Source organism: Neisseria sp. P0022.S009, assembly GCF_051956675.1.
Lineage (GTDB): Bacteria > Pseudomonadota > Gammaproteobacteria > Burkholderiales > Neisseriaceae > Neisseria.
This window is the reverse complement of record NZ_JBQCXE010000001.1, coordinates 590,032-606,332: the sequence shown is the minus strand read 5'-3', so window position 1 is coordinate 606,332 and position 16,301 is coordinate 590,032. Positions and strand designations below refer to the sequence as shown.

15 protein-coding genes are annotated in these 16,301 nt (G+C 50.2%); 7 read left to right on the top strand and 8 right to left on the bottom strand.

All coding sequences use genetic code 11. The features are described 5' to 3' along the window. Positions 1–70: 70 nt before the first annotated feature. Positions 71–1,156, top strand: a complete 1,086-nt coding sequence (nagZ, locus tag ACTHUG_RS02905) for a beta-N-acetylhexosaminidase (RefSeq protein ID WP_440386136.1) — start codon at positions 71–73, stop codon at positions 1,154–1,156. A gap of 77 nt (positions 1,157–1,233) precedes the next feature. On the opposite strand, the gene ACTHUG_RS02900 is transcribed toward nagZ, so the two are convergent. After that, positions 1,234–1,980: an amino acid ABC transporter permease gene (locus ACTHUG_RS02900; protein ID WP_003748587.1), complete on the bottom strand. Its 747-nt coding sequence runs from the start codon at positions 1,978–1,980 to the stop codon at positions 1,234–1,236. Positions 1,981–2,307: 327 nt separating this feature from the next. On the opposite strand from ACTHUG_RS02900, the gene trhP reads away from it, so the two are divergent. Then, a complete protein-coding gene (trhP, locus tag ACTHUG_RS02895; RefSeq protein ID WP_049336697.1) occupies positions 2,308–3,663 on the top strand; it encodes a prephenate-dependent tRNA uridine(34) hydroxylase TrhP in 1,356 nt (451 codons plus the stop codon). Between the two features lie 63 nt (positions 3,664–3,726). On the opposite strand, the gene hemC is transcribed toward trhP, so the two are convergent. Further along, entirely contained in the window at positions 3,727–4,662 is a 936-nt protein-coding gene (gene hemC / locus ACTHUG_RS02890; RefSeq protein ID WP_440386135.1) for a hydroxymethylbilane synthase, read from the bottom strand. Positions 4,663–4,780: 118 nt separating this feature from the next. On the opposite strand from hemC, the gene ybeY reads away from it, so the two are divergent. The 5 genes from ybeY to ACTHUG_RS02865 all read left to right on the top strand — a co-directional run bounded on the left by ybeY (position 4,781) and on the right by ACTHUG_RS02865 (position 8,663). Beyond that, positions 4,781–5,296, top strand: a complete 516-nt coding sequence (ybeY, locus tag ACTHUG_RS02885; RefSeq protein WP_311477585.1) for an rRNA maturation RNase YbeY — start codon at positions 4,781–4,783, stop codon at positions 5,294–5,296. 1 nt (position 5,297) lies between these two features. Then, positions 5,298–6,140, top strand: a complete 843-nt coding sequence (locus ACTHUG_RS02880) for an HlyC/CorC family transporter (protein WP_440386134.1) — start codon at positions 5,298–5,300, stop codon at positions 6,138–6,140. Beyond that, positions 6,137–6,874 carry a methionine ABC transporter ATP-binding protein gene (locus ACTHUG_RS02875; protein WP_440386133.1) on the top strand — a complete coding sequence of 246 codons (738 nt, stop codon included), beginning with the start codon at positions 6,137–6,139 and terminating at the stop codon, positions 6,872–6,874. Before ACTHUG_RS02880 ends, ACTHUG_RS02875 begins: the two co-directional genes overlap by 4 nt. 1 nt (position 6,875) lies before the next feature. Beyond that, the gene (locus ACTHUG_RS02870) at positions 6,876–7,562 is read left to right on the top strand and encodes a methionine ABC transporter permease (RefSeq protein ID WP_440386132.1); all 687 of its coding nucleotides are present in this window, start codon (positions 6,876–6,878) and stop codon (positions 7,560–7,562) included. Positions 7,563–7,751: 189 nt separating this feature from the next. After that, positions 7,752–8,663, top strand: coding sequence for a MetQ/NlpA family ABC transporter substrate-binding protein (locus ACTHUG_RS02865; RefSeq protein ID WP_440386131.1), 912 nt, complete (start codon positions 7,752–7,754; stop codon positions 8,661–8,663). 591 nt (positions 8,664–9,254) lie between these two features. Here the strand turns inward: ACTHUG_RS02865 and ACTHUG_RS02860 are convergent. The 6 genes from ACTHUG_RS02860 to nosZ form a co-directional block, all read right to left on the bottom strand. Continuing rightward, on the bottom strand, positions 9,255–10,280 hold the full coding sequence (locus tag ACTHUG_RS02860; protein WP_440386130.1) for an FAD:protein FMN transferase: 1,026 nt from the start codon (positions 10,278–10,280) through the stop codon (positions 9,255–9,257). 118 nt (positions 10,281–10,398) lie between these two features. After that, entirely contained in the window at positions 10,399–10,893 is a 495-nt protein-coding gene (locus tag ACTHUG_RS02855) for a nitrous oxide reductase accessory protein NosL (RefSeq protein WP_003748604.1), read from the bottom strand. Next, positions 10,890–11,720: an ABC transporter permease gene (locus ACTHUG_RS02850; RefSeq protein WP_036493197.1), complete on the bottom strand. Its 831-nt coding sequence runs from the start codon at positions 11,718–11,720 to the stop codon at positions 10,890–10,892. Before ACTHUG_RS02850 ends, ACTHUG_RS02855 begins: the two co-directional genes overlap by 4 nt. After that, entirely contained in the window at positions 11,717–12,616 is a 900-nt protein-coding gene (locus tag ACTHUG_RS02845; protein ID WP_003748608.1) for an ABC transporter ATP-binding protein, read from the bottom strand. The genes ACTHUG_RS02850 and ACTHUG_RS02845 overlap by 4 nt, the downstream gene beginning before the upstream one ends. A gap of 56 nt (positions 12,617–12,672) precedes the next feature. Continuing rightward, positions 12,673–14,052, bottom strand: coding sequence for a nitrous oxide reductase family maturation protein NosD (locus ACTHUG_RS02840; protein WP_440386129.1), 1,380 nt, complete (start codon positions 14,050–14,052; stop codon positions 12,673–12,675). A gap of 198 nt (positions 14,053–14,250) precedes the next feature. Further along, positions 14,251–16,218: a TAT-dependent nitrous-oxide reductase gene (gene nosZ / locus ACTHUG_RS02835; RefSeq protein WP_254345156.1), complete on the bottom strand. Its 1,968-nt coding sequence runs from the start codon at positions 16,216–16,218 to the stop codon at positions 14,251–14,253. Between the last annotated feature and the right edge of the window lie 83 nt (positions 16,219–16,301).

Sequence of the window (16,301 nt, the reverse complement as noted above, 5' to 3'; positions counted from 1 at the left end):
AGATATTCCGACACGCTCAGGCCGTCTGAATATTGCAATTACCCATATATCCATTATTCAGGACAAAACAATGAATACGCCCCATCTTCCACGCGGCCCCGTCATGGCCGACGTCGCCGCCTACCATCTGACCGAAGAAGAAAAACAACGCCTGCTCGACCCTGCCGTCGGTGGCGTTATTTTGTTCCGCCGCAACTTTGAAAACGTCTCCCAGCTCAAAGCTTTGGTTCAAGAAATCAAAGCCGTCCGCACGCCTGAACTCATCATCGCCGTCGACCACGAAGGCGGACGGGTTCAACGTTTTATTGACGGCTTCACCCGCCTGCCGGCCATGAATGTATTGGGTGAAATTTGGGATAACGAAGGCCAAGAAGCCGCCTGCGCCCAAGCAGAACAAGTCGGCTGGGTTTTGGCGACTGAACTCTCCGCCTGCGGTATCGACCTATCCTTCACACCTGTTTTGGATTTGGACTGGGGTCAATGCGCCGTCATCGGCAACCGCAGTTTCCACCGCGACGCCAACATCGTAACCCAGCTTGCCCTTGCCTTACAAAAAGGCCTGAACAAAGGCGGCATGAAATCTTGCGGTAAACACTTCCCCGGCCACGGCTTTGTCGAAGGCGACAGCCATCATGTCCTGCCTTGCGACGAACGCAGCCGCGAAGCGCTCGAAGCCGCCGACCTTATCCCCTTCCGCGCACTGAGCCAGGCAGGCATGGCCGCAGTCATGCCTGCCCACGTCGTATACCCGCAAATCGACAGCCAACCTGCCGGCTTCTCCGAAAAATGGCTGAAACAAATCCTGCGCCAAGAAATCGGATTTAACGGCGTTATCTTTTCAGACGACCTGACCATGGAAGGCGCATGCGGCGTCGGCGGTATTAAAGAACGCGCCCGACTTTCTTTTGAAGCAGGCTGCGATATTGTACTGGTATGCAACCGTCCGGACTTGGTCGATGAATTGCGAGACGGTTTTCACGCGCCGGCAAACGCCGACTTGGCCGCACGTTGGCAATACATGGCCAACACATTGACCGTACAAGAAGCTGCCGACATCATGGCAACCGAAGCATTCCAAGCCGCCCAACAGGCGACCGCTAAACTGGCAACGCCCAAAGACATCGCAGGCGGTGTCAAAGTCGGCGAAGCATTCTGATTCAAGGCCGTCTGAAACATTGACGGCAAATAAAAAAGGAAGACTTTTTCAAGTCTTCCTTTTTTGATTCAAATCGATTAGCGGTGTTGTGGATTGTAACGGCTTTCCAATCGCAGGAATACCCAACCCAAAACGCTTGTCAGCACCAAATAAATCAGCGCAATCGTATAAAGCGGTTCTTCATAGACAGAATAGCGGCCGGTAATCGTGCTTTGTACATAAGCCAACTCAGCCACGCCGATGACGGACAACAATGAGCTGTCTTTCAACAAAGTAATAAATTCACTGGCCAATGGCGGCAACATACGGCGCAACGCTTGAGGCAAAATGACATAACGCATTGCCTGAGTATAGGTCAGACCCAAAGAACGTGCAGCTTCCATTTGGCCTTTATCAATTGATTGAATACCGGCACGGAAAATTTCACAAATATACGCACCCGAGTTTGCAACCAAAGCCAAAGAGCCGGCAATCAGCGCACCATAAGAACGGCGCAGATCAACAGCTGCTTCGCCGCTAATCAGCACACCGTCGGCCGGGTGAACGAAAAATGGGAACCAAACATAAGCCCAAATCACAATTTGTACAAACAATGGCGTACCGCGGAACAGCGTCACATACCAAAAAGAAATCTTACGCAAAACCCAAGCCAAGGCACGCATCGGTGCACCGGCTTTTTCCGGATTGATCAAACGCGCCAATGCCAGCAGCAAACCCAAAACCGAGCCGCCTGCCGTTGCAACCACCGTCAGTCCCAGCGTTGTCAACACGCCGTATAAAAACATCCAGCGGTATTCATAAATAATGTCAAAACGAAAATCCATAAATCTTCCGTCGGTCAAAATCGGTAACGAATCCGAATATTTTTTAAAATGAAGCTTGATATTTTACAAGAAAATACATTGCTTGAACGGTTTTTTGTTAAATTATTCCGCCCAACCCTGCTTTTTTTACATTTCCAATAAATTGACACCCTTTTTCACCTTTGCCCATATAGGACATTTTCCGTATAAAAAACAAAGCGCAAACCCGAGACAAAATTGACCGAAACACAAAAACAGCGGATAATCCGCCCATTCTTCAAACATCTTTCAGACGGCCTTCCCTCTTCCCTTAAAGGCCGTCTGAAAACATTTTAAAAAGCATAAAACATGAAAGCACCCGAACTCTTATTACCGGCCGGCGGCCTCGAACGTATGCGTGCCGCCTACGATTACGGCGCAGATGCCGTTTACGCCGGCAGCCCTCGTTACTCCCTGCGCGCCCGCAACAACGAATTTGCCAAACTCGACGTCCTCGAACAAGGCATTAAAGAGGCGCACGAGCGCAACAAAAAATTCTTCCTGACCGTCAACACGCTGCCGCACAACTCCAAACTCAAGACCTTCGTTTCCGATATGGAGCCCTTAATTGCCATGAAACCCGACGCGCTGATTATGGCGGATCCGGGTTTGATCATGACCGTGCGCGAAAAATGGCCGGAAATGCCGATCCACCTGTCCGTACAAGCCAACACCACCAACTACTGGGGCGTAAAATTCTGGCAAAACATCGGCGTCGAACGCATTATTCTGTCGCGCGAATTGAGCATGGAAGAAATCGCCGAAATCCGCCAAGAATGTCCCGACATCGAACTCGAAGTCTTCATCCACGGCGCATTGTGTATCGCCTACTCCGGCCGTTGCCTATTGTCGGGCTACTTCAACCACCGCGACCCTAACCAAGGTACTTGCACCAACTCCTGCCGTTGGGATTACAAAGTCCATAACGCCGTCGAAAGCGACGCGGGTGATGCCCAGCTTCTGCAAGGTTTCAACTTTGAAAAAGCCCAAGAAGAAGCCAACCAAAACTTCGAAGGCATCAACGGTCAAAAACGCCATCCCTACGCCGACAAAGTTTTCCTGATTGAAGAGTCCAACCGCCCAGGCGAAATGATGCCGATTATGGAAGACGAACACGGCACCTACATCATGAACTCCAAAGACCTTCGCGGCATTGAAGTGGTTGAGAAACTGGCCAAAATCGGCGTGGACAGCCTCAAAGTCGAAGGCCGTACCAAATCGCTTTATTATGTTGCACGCGTGGCCCAGTCCTACCGCAAAGCGATTGATGATGCCGTTGCAGGCCGTCCGTTTGATTACAGCCTGTTGAGCGAACTCGAAGGCCTTGCCAACCGCGGCTACACCAGCGGCTTCCTCGAGCGCCACCAAACTCAGGATTACCAAAACTACCTAACCGGCCACTCCATCGCCAAACAAAGCCAATATGTCGGCCACGTTACCGAAATCGATGAAAACGGCTGGGCAACCATCGAAGTCAAAAACCGCTTTGCCATCGGCGATTCACTCGAGATCATCCACCCGAGCGGCAACCAAACCATCAAATTGGAACAAATGACCCGCAAAGGTCAGCCTGTCGATGTTGCCCCAGGCAACGGCATTCAGGTCAAAATCCCGAATATGCAAGGCAAAGAAAAAGCTTTGGTTGCTCGGATTATGAATCCTTAAGCATCAACAAAACAAAGGCCGTCTGAAAGTTTCAGACGGCCTTTTTACATTATCTATACTGTTTTAAGCCTGTTCTTGCAATACGGCGGCAATCAATTCTTCCGCACCATCATCTGCCAATTTTTTGGCGACAGCGCGACCCAAAGCATCGGCGTATTCGGCTGGGGCTTGCGCGTCCGCCTGAAAAATAACCGAACCGTCAGGATGACCGACCAAGCCGCGCAAAGTCAGCAAACCGTTTTCTTCAGTGCAATATGCGGCCAGCGGCACTTGGCAGCTTCCGCCCAAAGCGCGCGCCAACGCGCGTTCGGCCGTCACGCAGGCGTGTGTGGTATCGTGGTTCAGCGGCTTCAAGACTTCGTACAAATCTTCGCGATGCGCTGCAATTTCAATACCCAATGCACCTTGTCCGGCGGCAGGCAGGCTGTCGGATTCCGACAAAATCATGCGGATGCGTTCGTCCAATTCCAGACGCTGCAAACCGGCGGCGGCCAAGATAATCGCGTCGTATTCACCGTTATCGAGTTTGGACAAACGGGTTTGCACATTGCCGCGCAAAGGTTTGATAACCAAATGCGGATAGCGCGCACGCAACTGGGCTTCGCGGCGCAGGCTGGATGTGCCGACGACGGCGCCTTTGGACATTTCTTCCAGACGCGCGTATTGGTTGGACACAAATGCGTCAAACGGATTGGCGCGTTCGCCGATGGCTGCAAGCGCGAAACCTTCAGGCAAATCCATCGGTACGTCTTTAATCGAATGCACGGCCAAATCAGCCCGGCCGTCATACAAAGCCTGTTCCAACTCTTTGACAAACAAGCCTTTACCGCCGACCTTTGACAAAGTTCTATCCAAAATCTGGTCGCCGCGCGTGGTCATGCCCAAAATCTCGACTTCGCAATCGGGATACAGGGCTTTCAGACGGCCTTGGATGTGTTTTGCCTGCCACATGGCAAGCAGGCTTTCGCGACTGGCGATAACGAGTTTTTTCGGGTTCATAATGGTTGCCTGAAAGATGGAAAACGGCATGAAGTCTATCATATTTTGGGCGGTTTTTCAGACGGCATGGGGGTGAATATGTTATATTTACACCTAAAAACCAAATTTTCCGGACAACATGAAACGCGCCAAACAATATCCTTTTTTATCCTTACAGCGGCAACGTTTTCATCTGAACTTTGAAAACGCCTCTTCCGCCGCCGACCTTCCGAGCGAACGCGATTTTTACCGCTGGGCATGGTCTGCCTTGAAAAACGAATACCGCCGTGCAGACATCAGCCTGATTCTTCTGGACGAAGAAGAAGCCCGCGCTTACAACCGCGACTACCGCGGCAAAGATTACGCCACCAATGTATTGAGTTTTGCGCTCAACGAAGGCGAAATCCTGCCCGACCAGTTTTCAGACGGCCTGTATGGCGATTTGGTGATTTGTCCGCAAGTGGTTTTGAAAGAAGCTGCCGAACAAGGCAAAACACCCGAGCAGCATTTTGCCCACCTGACCATACACGGCACTTTACACCTGATGGGCTACGACCACATCGAAGACGATGAAGCCGAAATAATGGAAGCCGAAGAAATCCGCCTGATGCTGGCGGCAGGCTTCCCCAACCCCTACCAAGAGGACGAATATTAAAATGGACGGTACGCAGTCGAAACCCAAGTTTTTCGAACGCCTGATCTCCCGACTTGCCGGCGAGCCCGACTCCGCCGAAGACGTATTGACCCTGTTGCGCCAAGCGCACGAACAGGAAGTTTTTGATGCCGACACACTGACCCGGCTGGAAAAAGTATTGGACTTTGCCGAACTGGAAGTGCGTGATGCCATGATTACGCGCAGCCGTATGAACGTATTGAAAGAAAACGACAGCATCGAGCGCATCATAGCCTACATCATCGAAACCGCCCATTCGCGTTTCCCCGTCATCGGCGAAGACAAAGACGAAGTTTTGGGCATTTTGCACGCCAAAGACCTGCTCAAATATATGTTCAACCCCGAGCAGTTCCACCTGAAATCCGTCTTGCGCCCTGCCGTTTTCGTTCCCGAAGGCAAATCACTGGCCTCCCTTTTAAAAGAATTCCGCGAACAACGCAACCACATGGCGATTGTCATTGATGAATACGGTGGCACATCCGGCCTGGTAACCTTTGAAGACATCATCGAGCAAATCGTCGGCGACATCGAAGACGAGTTTGACGAAGACGACAGCGCCGACAATATCCACGCCGTTTCTTCCGAACGCTGGCGCATCCACGCCGCAACCGAAATCGAAGACATCAACGCCTTTTTCGGTACGGAATACAGCAGCGAAGAAGCCGACACCATCGGCGGCCTGGTCATTCAAGAATTGGGGCACCTGCCCGTACGCGGCGAAAAAGTCATCATCGGCAACCTGCAATTTACCGTTGCGCGCGCCGACAACCGCCGTCTGCACACCCTGATGGCCACACGAATTAAAGAAAACACGGATAAACCATGATTATTCTGGATCACGTCTCCAAACACTATCAAACACGCGACAACAAAGACTTTGTCGCCGTCGAGCCGACCAGCCTCGAAATCAAACAGGGGGAAATCTTTGGCCTGATGGGCTATTCCGGCGCAGGCAAATCTACCCTGCTGCGCCTGATTAACTTATTGGAACGTCCCAACACAGGTACCGTCAGCGTATGCGGCCAAGAGCTGACCGCGCTCAATTCCACGCAACTGCGCCACGCCCGACAAAACATCGGCATGGTGTTCCAACAGTTCAACCTATTGAGCAACCGCACCGTTGCCGAAAACGTCGCCTTTCCTTTAGAAATTGCCAAATGGCCGTCTAAAAAAATCCAAGCGCGTGTTGACGAATGTTTGGAAATCGTTGACTTGCAAGACCGTGCCAACCATTACCCGTCCCAACTTTCCGGCGGTCAAAAACAACGTGTCGGTATCGCCCGTGCGCTGGCGCCGCAACCTCAAGTCATCCTTGCCGACGAACCCACTTCCGCCCTCGACCCTGCCACTACGCGCAGCGTTTTGAAGTGTTTGGAGGACATCAACCGACGTTTCAACGTAACCATCGTCATCGTTACCCACGAAATGAGCGTTATCCGCCGCCTGTGCGACCGTGCCGCCCTCTTGGACAAAGGCCGTCTGCTGGAAATCGTTGAAGTACACGGCAACCAAATCCATGCCCAATCCGAAATCGGGCAAGAGCTGATTCGAGAGGACTAATATGGCAAATTTGACATTTGAAAGTGCTGTTGACACCATCGTCAGCATGAAAGGCGAAATTATCCAAGCCTTGGGCGAAACCTTTATTATGGTCGGCCTATCAACTACTTTCGCCGTTATCTTCGGTACGGTTTTGGGCGTATTGCTGTTTGTTACATCTAGCCATCAGTTGCACTACAACAAACAGCTGAATTTGTTTTTGGACAACCTGGTCAACCTGATGCGCGCGTTTCCTTTCGTCATCCTGATGATTGCCATGATTCCTGTTACACGCGCCATCATCGGCACGACCATCGGCCCGGTTGCCGCCTCATTGGTATTGAGCGTATCCGGCTTGTTCTACTTCGCCCGTCTGGTCGAGCAAAACCTGCGCGAAGTGCCTAAAGGCGTGATTGAAGCGGCCTCCGCAATGGGCGCTTCCCCCATGAGTATCATCTGCAAAGTGCTTTTGAATGAAGCGCGCGCAGGTATGGTTTCCAGCATTACCGTACTGGCTATCGGCCTTCTGTCGTACAGCGCGGCGGCAGGTATGATCGGCGGCGGCGGCTTGGGCGACCTTGCCATCCGTTACGGCTACTACCGCTATCAAAAGGAAGTCATCATCTTCATCGTTGCTATCCTGGTTTTACTCGTTATCCTGATTCAAGGTATCGGCAACAGATTGGCACGCAAACTGGACAAACGTTAATTAAACCGGGCCGTCTGAAATGGACTTACTATTTTTCAGACGGCCTGTTCTCTATTTAGGACATATATTCCCATTAAGTTTACAAAAAAGCATCCTCATATTTCCAAAATAGATTTACAATCCCTCTTTTTTTGACAGCGGCAGCTTGAGGCCGTCTGAAACCGTTTTATCATCCATCAGGAGCAAAATATGAAAACCAACACATTCTTCAAAACCCTTTCTGCTGCTGCGCTGGCCATCGTATTGGCTGCCTGCGGTGGTCAAAAAGACAGCGCGCCTGCTGCTTCTGCCGCTTCTTCTGCCGACAACGGCGCAGAGAAAAAAGAAATCGTCTTCGGCACAACCGTCGGTGACTTCGGCGATATGGTAAAAGACCAAATCCAACCGGCTTTGGAGAAAAAAGGCTATAAAGTCAAACTGATCGAGTTCACCGACTATGTGCGCCCCAACCTTGCTTTGGCTGAAGGCGAATTGGACATCAATATTTTCCAACACAAACCTTATCTGGACGACTTCAAAAAAGAACACAAACTGGACATCACCGAGGCCTTCCAAGTACCGACTGCTCCTTTGGGCCTCTATCCTGGCAAACTGAAATCTTTGGACGAATTGAAAGACGGCGTCAGCGTTTCTGCACCTAACGACCCATCCAACTTTGCCCGTGCATTGGTTATGTTGAACGAATTGGGCTGGATTAAACTGAAAGCCGACGTTGATCCGCTGACCGCATCTAAAGCAGATATTGCCGAAAACCCTAAAAACATCCAAATCGTAGAACTTGAAGCCGCCCAACTGCCGCGCAGCCGTGCCGACGTTGACTTTGCCATCGTTAACGGCAACTACGCCATGAGCAGCGGCATGAAACTGACCGAAGCCCTGTTCCAAGAGCCGAGCTTCTCCTACGTTAACTGGTCTGCCGTCCGTACTGCCGACAAAGACAGCCAATGGCTGAAAGATGTAACCGAAGCCTACAACTCTGACGAGTTCAAAGCCTACTCACAAAAACGCTTTGCCGGTTACAAATACCCTGCGGCATGGGGTGAAAACGCAGCTGCAGGCGCTCAAGCCGAAGCCGCCTCTACTGCTTCTGCAACCAAATAAATCGCTCTTTGAAAAAAGGCCGTCTGAACGTTCAGACGGCCTTTTTCTATTGATTATCTCTTCTCAAAGCTCAAAACAAGTTTTTTGATTAACGCCAAACACTTACACAATTCCCTTTTTAAAGCCAAATCAATATGTTGTAAAAAAGTTCAATAAGAAATCATGTTTTTATTCAATATAATCAATCACTAAATGAATTATTCTACTTTTTTATAATATTCACTAGTAATGTTCCGCTTATCCTGATATTATACCGCTCATCTAAAGACATCCGGTTATCTGCATTACAGACCGTTCATCTGAATTGCTTCAAACCACTTTGTCGGATTTTCCCATATATGTTGTGTTTCTCCGTATCGAAGGGGTTTGAGCGGTCGAAATACCGTTTTGCTTAGATATTAAAGCTTCGTGCTTTGAAATGAGTGAATTTTTGTTTTAAGTGTCGTAATCTCTTGCTAATTACTCCCAGCTGCAAGAGTTTCAGGGTTGCCCCCTTGGGCAGCCCTTCTTTTTTATCTTCCATTTTTTCAGCAATCAAGCCTTCCCTACCCTATACACATAGGCAAAATTGCAGGCAAGGCCGCCCTTCCCTCAGTCTCCAATCTTCTTCAATTCATTATTCGGCATCACCAGCCAAACCTGTGCCTTTTTAACTTGAGCCGAAGTACGGATGGCCGCTTCATCCATAATAGAAAATGCGGTAGAAAAGGCATCGGCAACTGCCGCACTTTCCGCCATAACGCTCATGCTTTTATAGCGCGGCTGGCTTCCGCCTGTGCGCGGGTCAAAAAGATGGGTAAATTTGCCTGCCTCGTCCATTACCGTGCCATAGCCGCCCGATGTGGCAAACGCTTGATTTTTCATGGCAATGGTGGTCAGAATTTGATCTTCTTGGTCAGGATTGCGGATGCTGACATTCCACTCGCGCTGGTTGGCATTATCAAAGCCGTAAATCTCCCCCATATCAATCAATGCCTGAGAAACGCCTTGCTGCTTCAACAATTCAGCTACTTTGTCGGTGATATAGCCTTGGGCAATGCCGTTAAGCGACAAGCCCATGCCTTTTTGGGCAAAACGGATTTCTTTAGTATCAAAGTCGACTTTATTGAAGTCCACCAATTTAAGCGTATCTTTGATGCTGCGTTCAGACGGCGGCGTTTCGGTTTTCGGATTCCGTCTGAAATGGTCGGCATACAGATTCCACAAAGGCTGAATGCTGGGATCAAATGCACCTTGCGTCAGCCGATGAATATCCCGGCTGATACTGAGCAGCTGCAAAAAATCGGATGGCGGATTTTTCAGACGGCCTTCTCGGTTTAAGCGGCTGATCAGGCTGTCATCCCGATACAGGCTGAAGATTTTTTCCAATCGTGAAACTTCCGCCAATACTTTGTTGATCAGTATCTCCGCCTGCCTGCGCCCAACACCGAACAAACGCAATTCCGCACCCGAGCCTAATGCAATCCCTTTCCAGATAACAGGCTGTCCTTCTTGATTCGGGCCGGCTGAATGAGTCGGCCGATTGGTTTTTCGGCTGATGACAAAGGGAATGCCGGCACCGGCGGCAAGTGTGGCGGCGATGGCGATAAAACGGCGGCGCGTTAAAGGGGTGGACATGGCGTATTCCTTGGATTTTTTATTTTTACATTGCAAGCCTGCATCATTAAATATCAATCGGCAAGCCTTCAACACAAAGGCCGTCTGAAATGGTTTCAGACGGCCTTTATTGATTGTTTTATTTGAAAATATATTCGTCGGGCATTTCTGCAAAACCGACAACTCTGCCGCCTTTTTCTTTGGCGAATTTTTCAGCTTGTGCCTTGTCGGCAAAAGGAAGCGCATCTTCCGCACCCATGCCGCCAATAAAGCTGCTTTCGATAACGTAATAGGCCTTTTTCGCATCTATCCATTCAGTGTCGGCATTGGGTTTTTCCCAATCTTTGACTTTACCCATATCGGTAACATAGATGACATGAATGCCTTTCGGCTCTTCAGGTAGCTTGGTGTAGCCGAACATCTGCTTGATGGTGGAAAACCAGACTGGTTTTTCAGGTTTGCCGTTCAAGAAGATTTGCGCTTTAGGGCCGTTGTGTTCAGTCAAATTCATGCTGCAGTAATGACCCACTGCACTATCGCTGATTTGTTGGGGCGCAGGCGGAGGGCTGTTGTCCTGCTTGCTGCAGGCTGCCAATGCGATGAGTGTGAAGGTTGTCAATAATATTTTTCTCATATTTGTCGCTTTCCGAAAATCCAGGCGGCTAAAATCAAAGGAATGATAACCCATAATACCTGAGCCGTCAGCAAAACAGGCATACTCAGGCTGATTTGTTCGCTCAAACCTGCCATGCCGGCATACATGGCTGTATTTTCGTAACCCGTCAAGTTCAGCAGGCGATAAATGTCTGCGGGGTTGAACAGAAGAACGGTTTCCACTACAGGCGCGGTAATGACTTGTTCGGTATCGGCAACCAAAACACCCAAAAGCGCCATATCGAAAATCACCACAAAAAACAGCCATACGCCGATGGCGATACCGGCGGCGGTACCGCGTTCTTTAACTTTTGCGCTGATCAAATAGCCCATGGACAAAAAGGCTGCGCCAAGAATCACGCTGGCAGCAATCAAAAGGGCGAAAGGTTGCCATGCGGCAATATCAAAACCGCCGTTGGCAAGCTGAAGGGTAATACCTGCCAACCCGTAGCCTGCCGTGGTGGCAAGGGCAAGAATGATGAGGTGGCCGATAAATTTACCGGCAAGGATTTGGTTGCGCGAGATGGGGTAACTTAGCAGCAACGCCATTGTACCGCGCTCGATTTCGCCGATCAGTGCATCATAAGAGAGCAACATCGCAATCAGCGGAATCAGGAAAATAGACAGGCTGGACAGGCTGACTACGGTTACCGTCAAGGGATCAACCTTGACCGAACCGGTCGGCGAGCTGCCGAGAAAGCCTAATGACAGTGCCAATGCGGCAAGCAAAAGTGCGGCGGCAAGAACCCAACGGTTGCGCAGGCTGTCTCGGACTTCTTTGCCGGTAATAATCCAAACGGGGTTCATACGTCTTCCCTCTTCAAGAATTGCGCGTACATATCGTCAAGTGTAGGCGTGTGGATATCGATGTAGGCAAGACTGCCCAAATCACCCAATTCGCTCAAAAGAGCCATGCGCTCTTCTGCTTTACATTGCGCTTGGTATGACAGGCCGTCTGAAAGCGGATGCCAACGCTCGCTCAACGGGCGCGCTTCCTTCAAGCGGACGTTGACGGTCAGCGGCAGGCCGCTTTGAACATGCAACTCATCCATGCTGCCGTCGGCAACTTTCACGCCGTTTTTCATGACGATAATGCGGTCGGCGTGCCCGTCAAGCTCGGCCAGTGCGTGGGTGCTGAGCAATACAGTTGCGCCGCGTCCATTGAGTTCGCGCACAACTTCATAAAACATTTGACGCGAAGCCGGATCAAGGCCGGTAGTCGGCTCGTCAAACAATAAAACTTTAGGCTCGCCCAACAAGGCTTGTGCCAAAGCGAGGCGTTGGCGCATACCTTTGGAGTAAGTGCCGACACGGCGGCGTGCGGCCTGGGAAATGCCGACACGCTCGAGCAATTCACGGTTTTTACTCAGGGGCTGTTTTTTAAGTTTGGCATAGAAATCCATGGTTTCGATACCGGTCAATGAAGGATGCAATGCAACCGTTTCAGGCAGGTAACCGATTTGGCTGCGACGCTGCGCCCCTGCTTTACTGCCGGTCGGTTCTCCCAAAAGCATCACTTCGCCCTCGGTCGGCGTAATCAGGCCGAGTATCAGCTTCATAATGGTAGATTTGCCTGCACCGTTGTGTCCCGCCATGCCGACGCTCTCGCCAGCCTTGAGAACCAGATCGACTTGGTTGACGGCCTTTTGGCTGCCAAACTGCTTGGTCACGTTTCTCAATTCAACGTGGTTGGTACTGCTCATGGATATTCCTCTAGTGAATGTTTCAGACGGCCTTTGATATTGGGCCGTCTGAAAGGTTACATATTGGCATTTCCGCCTGTCAGCGCACCGTTTTCGGCATTACCCCATTCGGATTGGTGCGTTTTTGCTTCATGCAGCAATTCGTCCTTCATGGCTTCGTATTTGGTTGTCGTTTTATTGCGGACGGGGTTCATCAAAGGCTTGCTGTCAATTACGCCGCCGGGCAGGATGGCGGGAAATTGCGATTGCGCCCATTTGACAATGCTGATGGCAGGGCTGTTCATCAATAACCGGGCGACGGGTGCGCGCCAGATGATTTGGTCGATAATCCCGTTGGGACGGTAGGCACTGTCGCCGAAGCCGTCGCCGTCAAGGTCAAAGGCGCTGTTATCGCTCCAATAGTTGCCGCGACCACCCTCGCCCCAATCGAGGAAGCGGGTGCTGACATATTTAACCTGGCTTTCGTTGTTAATAAATGAATTTTCGTACAGGGTTGTGCCTTCGATGGCTGCGGTGAAGTGGATACCGATTTGGCAGTTCTCGAAATGATTGGCAAAGATTTTATCGTAGTTGGCATTGTAGGCAAACACGCATTTGCCTGCCTTGTTGATCACATTATCGTGAATTTCGGAATAATTGACGTAGTTGAGCATAATGCCTTGGTCGCGACTGCCAACGGCAATGTTGCCATACACTTTCAGGCGTTCGGAAAACATCAGCACATAACCCATATTGTTGCCGACGGAGATATTGTTGCTGACTTCGCTGTCATTGGTGTACATATAATGGACGGCAAAGCGCAAGTCGCTAAAACGGTTGCCTTTGTAGGTATTATGAGTACTGGTATTTGAAAAAATACCGTCACGGCCTTTGGAAATATCGTTATCAACCACTTGCGCACCAGGCGCATTCCAGACGGTTACGCCGTTGCCGCGTTCGTTAACGCGCAGGGTTGCATCGCCGATGATTTTATTTTCCCGCACCATGGATTCTGCCGCACCGTGAATATACACGCCGACAGAATTGTCGATAATGTTGTTATGCTCCACCAGCGCGCGCGTTGCCGTCTCTTCTAAATAGATACCGGCATCCATTGCCGGCAAACTCATGCCGGAATGGGAAACGGTCAGATTGCGCAAAGTTACATCAGGCGCATGAACGGCAACCGTCCTCCCGCTCCGGTCGCCGACAATCTTGGCGGAACGGTCGGCAGGGCCTTCGATGGTAATGGGTTTGTCGATATAGAGTTTGGTTTTGTATATACCGGAGGCAAGCTTGAGCGTATCGCCGGCTTGGGCGCGCGCCAAAGCATCATTGAGATTGTCTTGTACGGATACGTTGATGACTGCGGCAAAGGCCGTCTGAACCATGCTGCCAAGCAGCAATACGAGTGCGGCACGTTGCCATTTGGAACGATGGATTTGTGTGTGCGTCATAATCATATCTCTGTTTCAGACGGCCTGCTTGCCGCATGATAAACCGATGCGGAAACAGGTATTTTGGTGTTATAGCAAAGCTGTCTGATGATGGCTTTCATTTTGTGGCCATATCGGCCGACAAACAACTTTGCTATAAAGGCCGTCTGAAAGAATGTTTTTTCAGACGGCCTGAAGAATTAAATCATCAAACCGAAATTATTTTGGTTTAACAATCATTTGGCCAGACATTTCCATGTGCAATGCGTGGCAGAACCATTGGCAGTAGTACCAGTGTACGCCTGGACGGACAGCCTTGAAGGTTACAGAAGATGTAGCTTGCGGGCCAATCTCCATAGCAATGCCATAACCTTCCAAAGTAAAGCCGTGAGTCAAGTCTTCAATGGTCTCAACGTTGGTTACATATACGGTCACTTCGTCGCCTTGGTTCACTTCAAATTGAGGAACGCTGTAAGCAGGCGCAACGGCAGTCATGTACACGCGTACTTTGTTGCCTTCACGTACGACTTTGGCAGCTTTTTCCAGCTCAACACCGTCTTTTTGAGCTTGTTCCAAAGCTTCTTGCCAGAACCATGGGTCTTTGCGGTCCCAAGTTTTGCTTGGGTTCACTTTAGACGCAGCAACCAAGCACAAGTCATGTGGTTCGGCAAAAGTCGGATTGTCATGCACCAGACGCATTTCATCGCCGGAGATGTCGATCAATTGGTCACACTCAGGTTTCAAAGGACCGGCATTCAAGAAGCGGTCTTTAGAGAACTTGTTCAAAGATACCAACCATTTACCGTCGGCTTCTTTGGTTTCGCCCATGGTAGTGTGGTTGTGGCCAGGTTGATAGTGAACGTCGAGTTTTTGTTTAATCGGATCGATTTTCTCGCCTTTATAGGCTTTAATCGCGTCATCGATGTTCCATTTCACCATTTGGCTGTCGATAAACAATGTAGTATAGGCATTGCCGCGACCGTCAAATGCAGTGTGTAATGGGCCAAGACCCAGTTGAGGCTCGGCTACGACAACATCGCGCTCTTTGATTTTACCTGCAAACAAGTCATCCAGTTTGCTGACATCCAATACGGTAACAGTTGGAGACAGTTTACCGTTGAGCATGATGTATTTGCCGTCAGGGCTTGCATTACAGCCGTGAGGAGAGTTAGGAACCGGGATGTAACGAGTGTATGGAGAGTTGGCTTCCGCACGACCGTCCAGCATTTTCACGCCGTTAACTTCTTTGAAGTCGCCTTTTTTGATGCCTTCTTCGATGGCGGCCAGATTAAATACCACACACCAGTCTTGTTCGTTGGAAGATGCACCTTGTACAGTCAGAGCGCGCTCAGAGTTATAGCAGGTAGAGAAAGAGTATTTACCTTGGTAGTCGGCATCGCCGTTGTCTAAGTTACCGTCTACCAAAACTTGCCATGCGATCTCCATGGTTTCGCCGTCAATTGCGGTATAAACGGCATTCCAAGTTTTCGCATCATCCCATTTGCCTACACCGTCAACTGGAACAATGTGTTCGCCGTTGGCAAAAACGTAACCGGTTTTCGGATAACGTTGCGGACGCAGGCCGTGGATACCTGAAGCATTAGGAATATCAATGATTTTATCGGTTTTCATTACATCCAAGCGGACACGGCAAACACGGGTGTTTGCTTTATCGTTGGCGTAAGCATAACGACCATCGTAAGTTTGGTCGGTGAAAGACAAGTGTGGGTGGTGCAAGTCGCCGTTAGGGTAGCAGCGCAGACCGCTGTCTTGCAAGAATTTACGGGTTTCTTCGGTAATATTTCCGTTGAGGACTTTCAAGCTCTCATTGGTACGACCCCAACCGGTAGCGCTGTCCATATTGAATACAGGGATACGCATCAACTCACGCATAGAAGGTACGCCGATCAAGCGCATTTCGCCTGATTGACCGCCTGACAAGAAACCGTAGTATTGGTCAAGTTCGCCTGGACCGACTTCGGAAGTCTGTTTACCCGGCTCGGCAGAATGAGCAGCGGCTTTCTCGGCAGGTGCAGCACCGGAAGCAGCAGCTTTATCACCCTCGCCGTTAGAGCAACCGGCCAAGCCCAACAAACCGGCACCGGCAATACCTGCACCGGAAGCAGCGGCAGTACCTAAGAATGAACGACGGCTTAAGCCGTTTTGTTCTAATTTTTCGTCTGACATACGACACTCCTTGGATAAAATCCGGCGGCCGATTTTTTTCAGACGGCCTGCCGATGAAAAAATTTCTAAGTCGGGCTGCCGAT

Coding starts and splice junctions, on each gene's coding strand:
- ybeY (WP_311477585.1), top strand. CDS start 4,781: ATGAAACGCGCCAAACAATATCCTTTTTTATCCTTACAGCGGCAACGT.
- ACTHUG_RS02850 (WP_036493197.1), bottom strand. CDS start 11,720: ATGAACCCCGTTTGGATTATTACCGGCAAAGAAGTCCGAGACAGCCTG.
- ACTHUG_RS02880 (WP_440386134.1), top strand. CDS start 5,298: ATGGACGGTACGCAGTCGAAACCCAAGTTTTTCGAACGCCTGATCTCC.
- ACTHUG_RS02865 (WP_440386131.1), top strand. CDS start 7,752: ATGAAAACCAACACATTCTTCAAAACCCTTTCTGCTGCTGCGCTGGCC.
- ACTHUG_RS02900 (WP_003748587.1), bottom strand. CDS start 1,980: ATGGATTTTCGTTTTGACATTATTTATGAATACCGCTGGATGTTTTTA.
- ACTHUG_RS02840 (WP_440386129.1), bottom strand. CDS start 14,052: ATGACGCACACACAAATCCATCGTTCCAAATGGCAACGTGCCGCACTC.
- ACTHUG_RS02855 (WP_003748604.1), bottom strand. CDS start 10,893: ATGAGAAAAATATTATTGACAACCTTCACACTCATCGCATTGGCAGCC.
- ACTHUG_RS02875 (WP_440386133.1), top strand. CDS start 6,137: ATGATTATTCTGGATCACGTCTCCAAACACTATCAAACACGCGACAAC.
- nosZ (WP_254345156.1), bottom strand. CDS start 16,218: ATGTCAGACGAAAAATTAGAACAAAACGGCTTAAGCCGTCGTTCATTC.
- trhP (WP_049336697.1), top strand. CDS start 2,308: ATGAAAGCACCCGAACTCTTATTACCGGCCGGCGGCCTCGAACGTATG.
- hemC (WP_440386135.1), bottom strand. CDS start 4,662: ATGAACCCGAAAAAACTCGTTATCGCCAGTCGCGAAAGCCTGCTTGCC.
- ACTHUG_RS02845 (WP_003748608.1), bottom strand. CDS start 12,616: ATGAGCAGTACCAACCACGTTGAATTGAGAAACGTGACCAAGCAGTTT.
- ACTHUG_RS02860 (WP_440386130.1), bottom strand. CDS start 10,280: ATGTCCACCCCTTTAACGCGCCGCCGTTTTATCGCCATCGCCGCCACA.
- ACTHUG_RS02870 (WP_440386132.1), top strand. CDS start 6,876: ATGGCAAATTTGACATTTGAAAGTGCTGTTGACACCATCGTCAGCATG.
- nagZ (WP_440386136.1), top strand. CDS start 71: ATGAATACGCCCCATCTTCCACGCGGCCCCGTCATGGCCGACGTCGCC.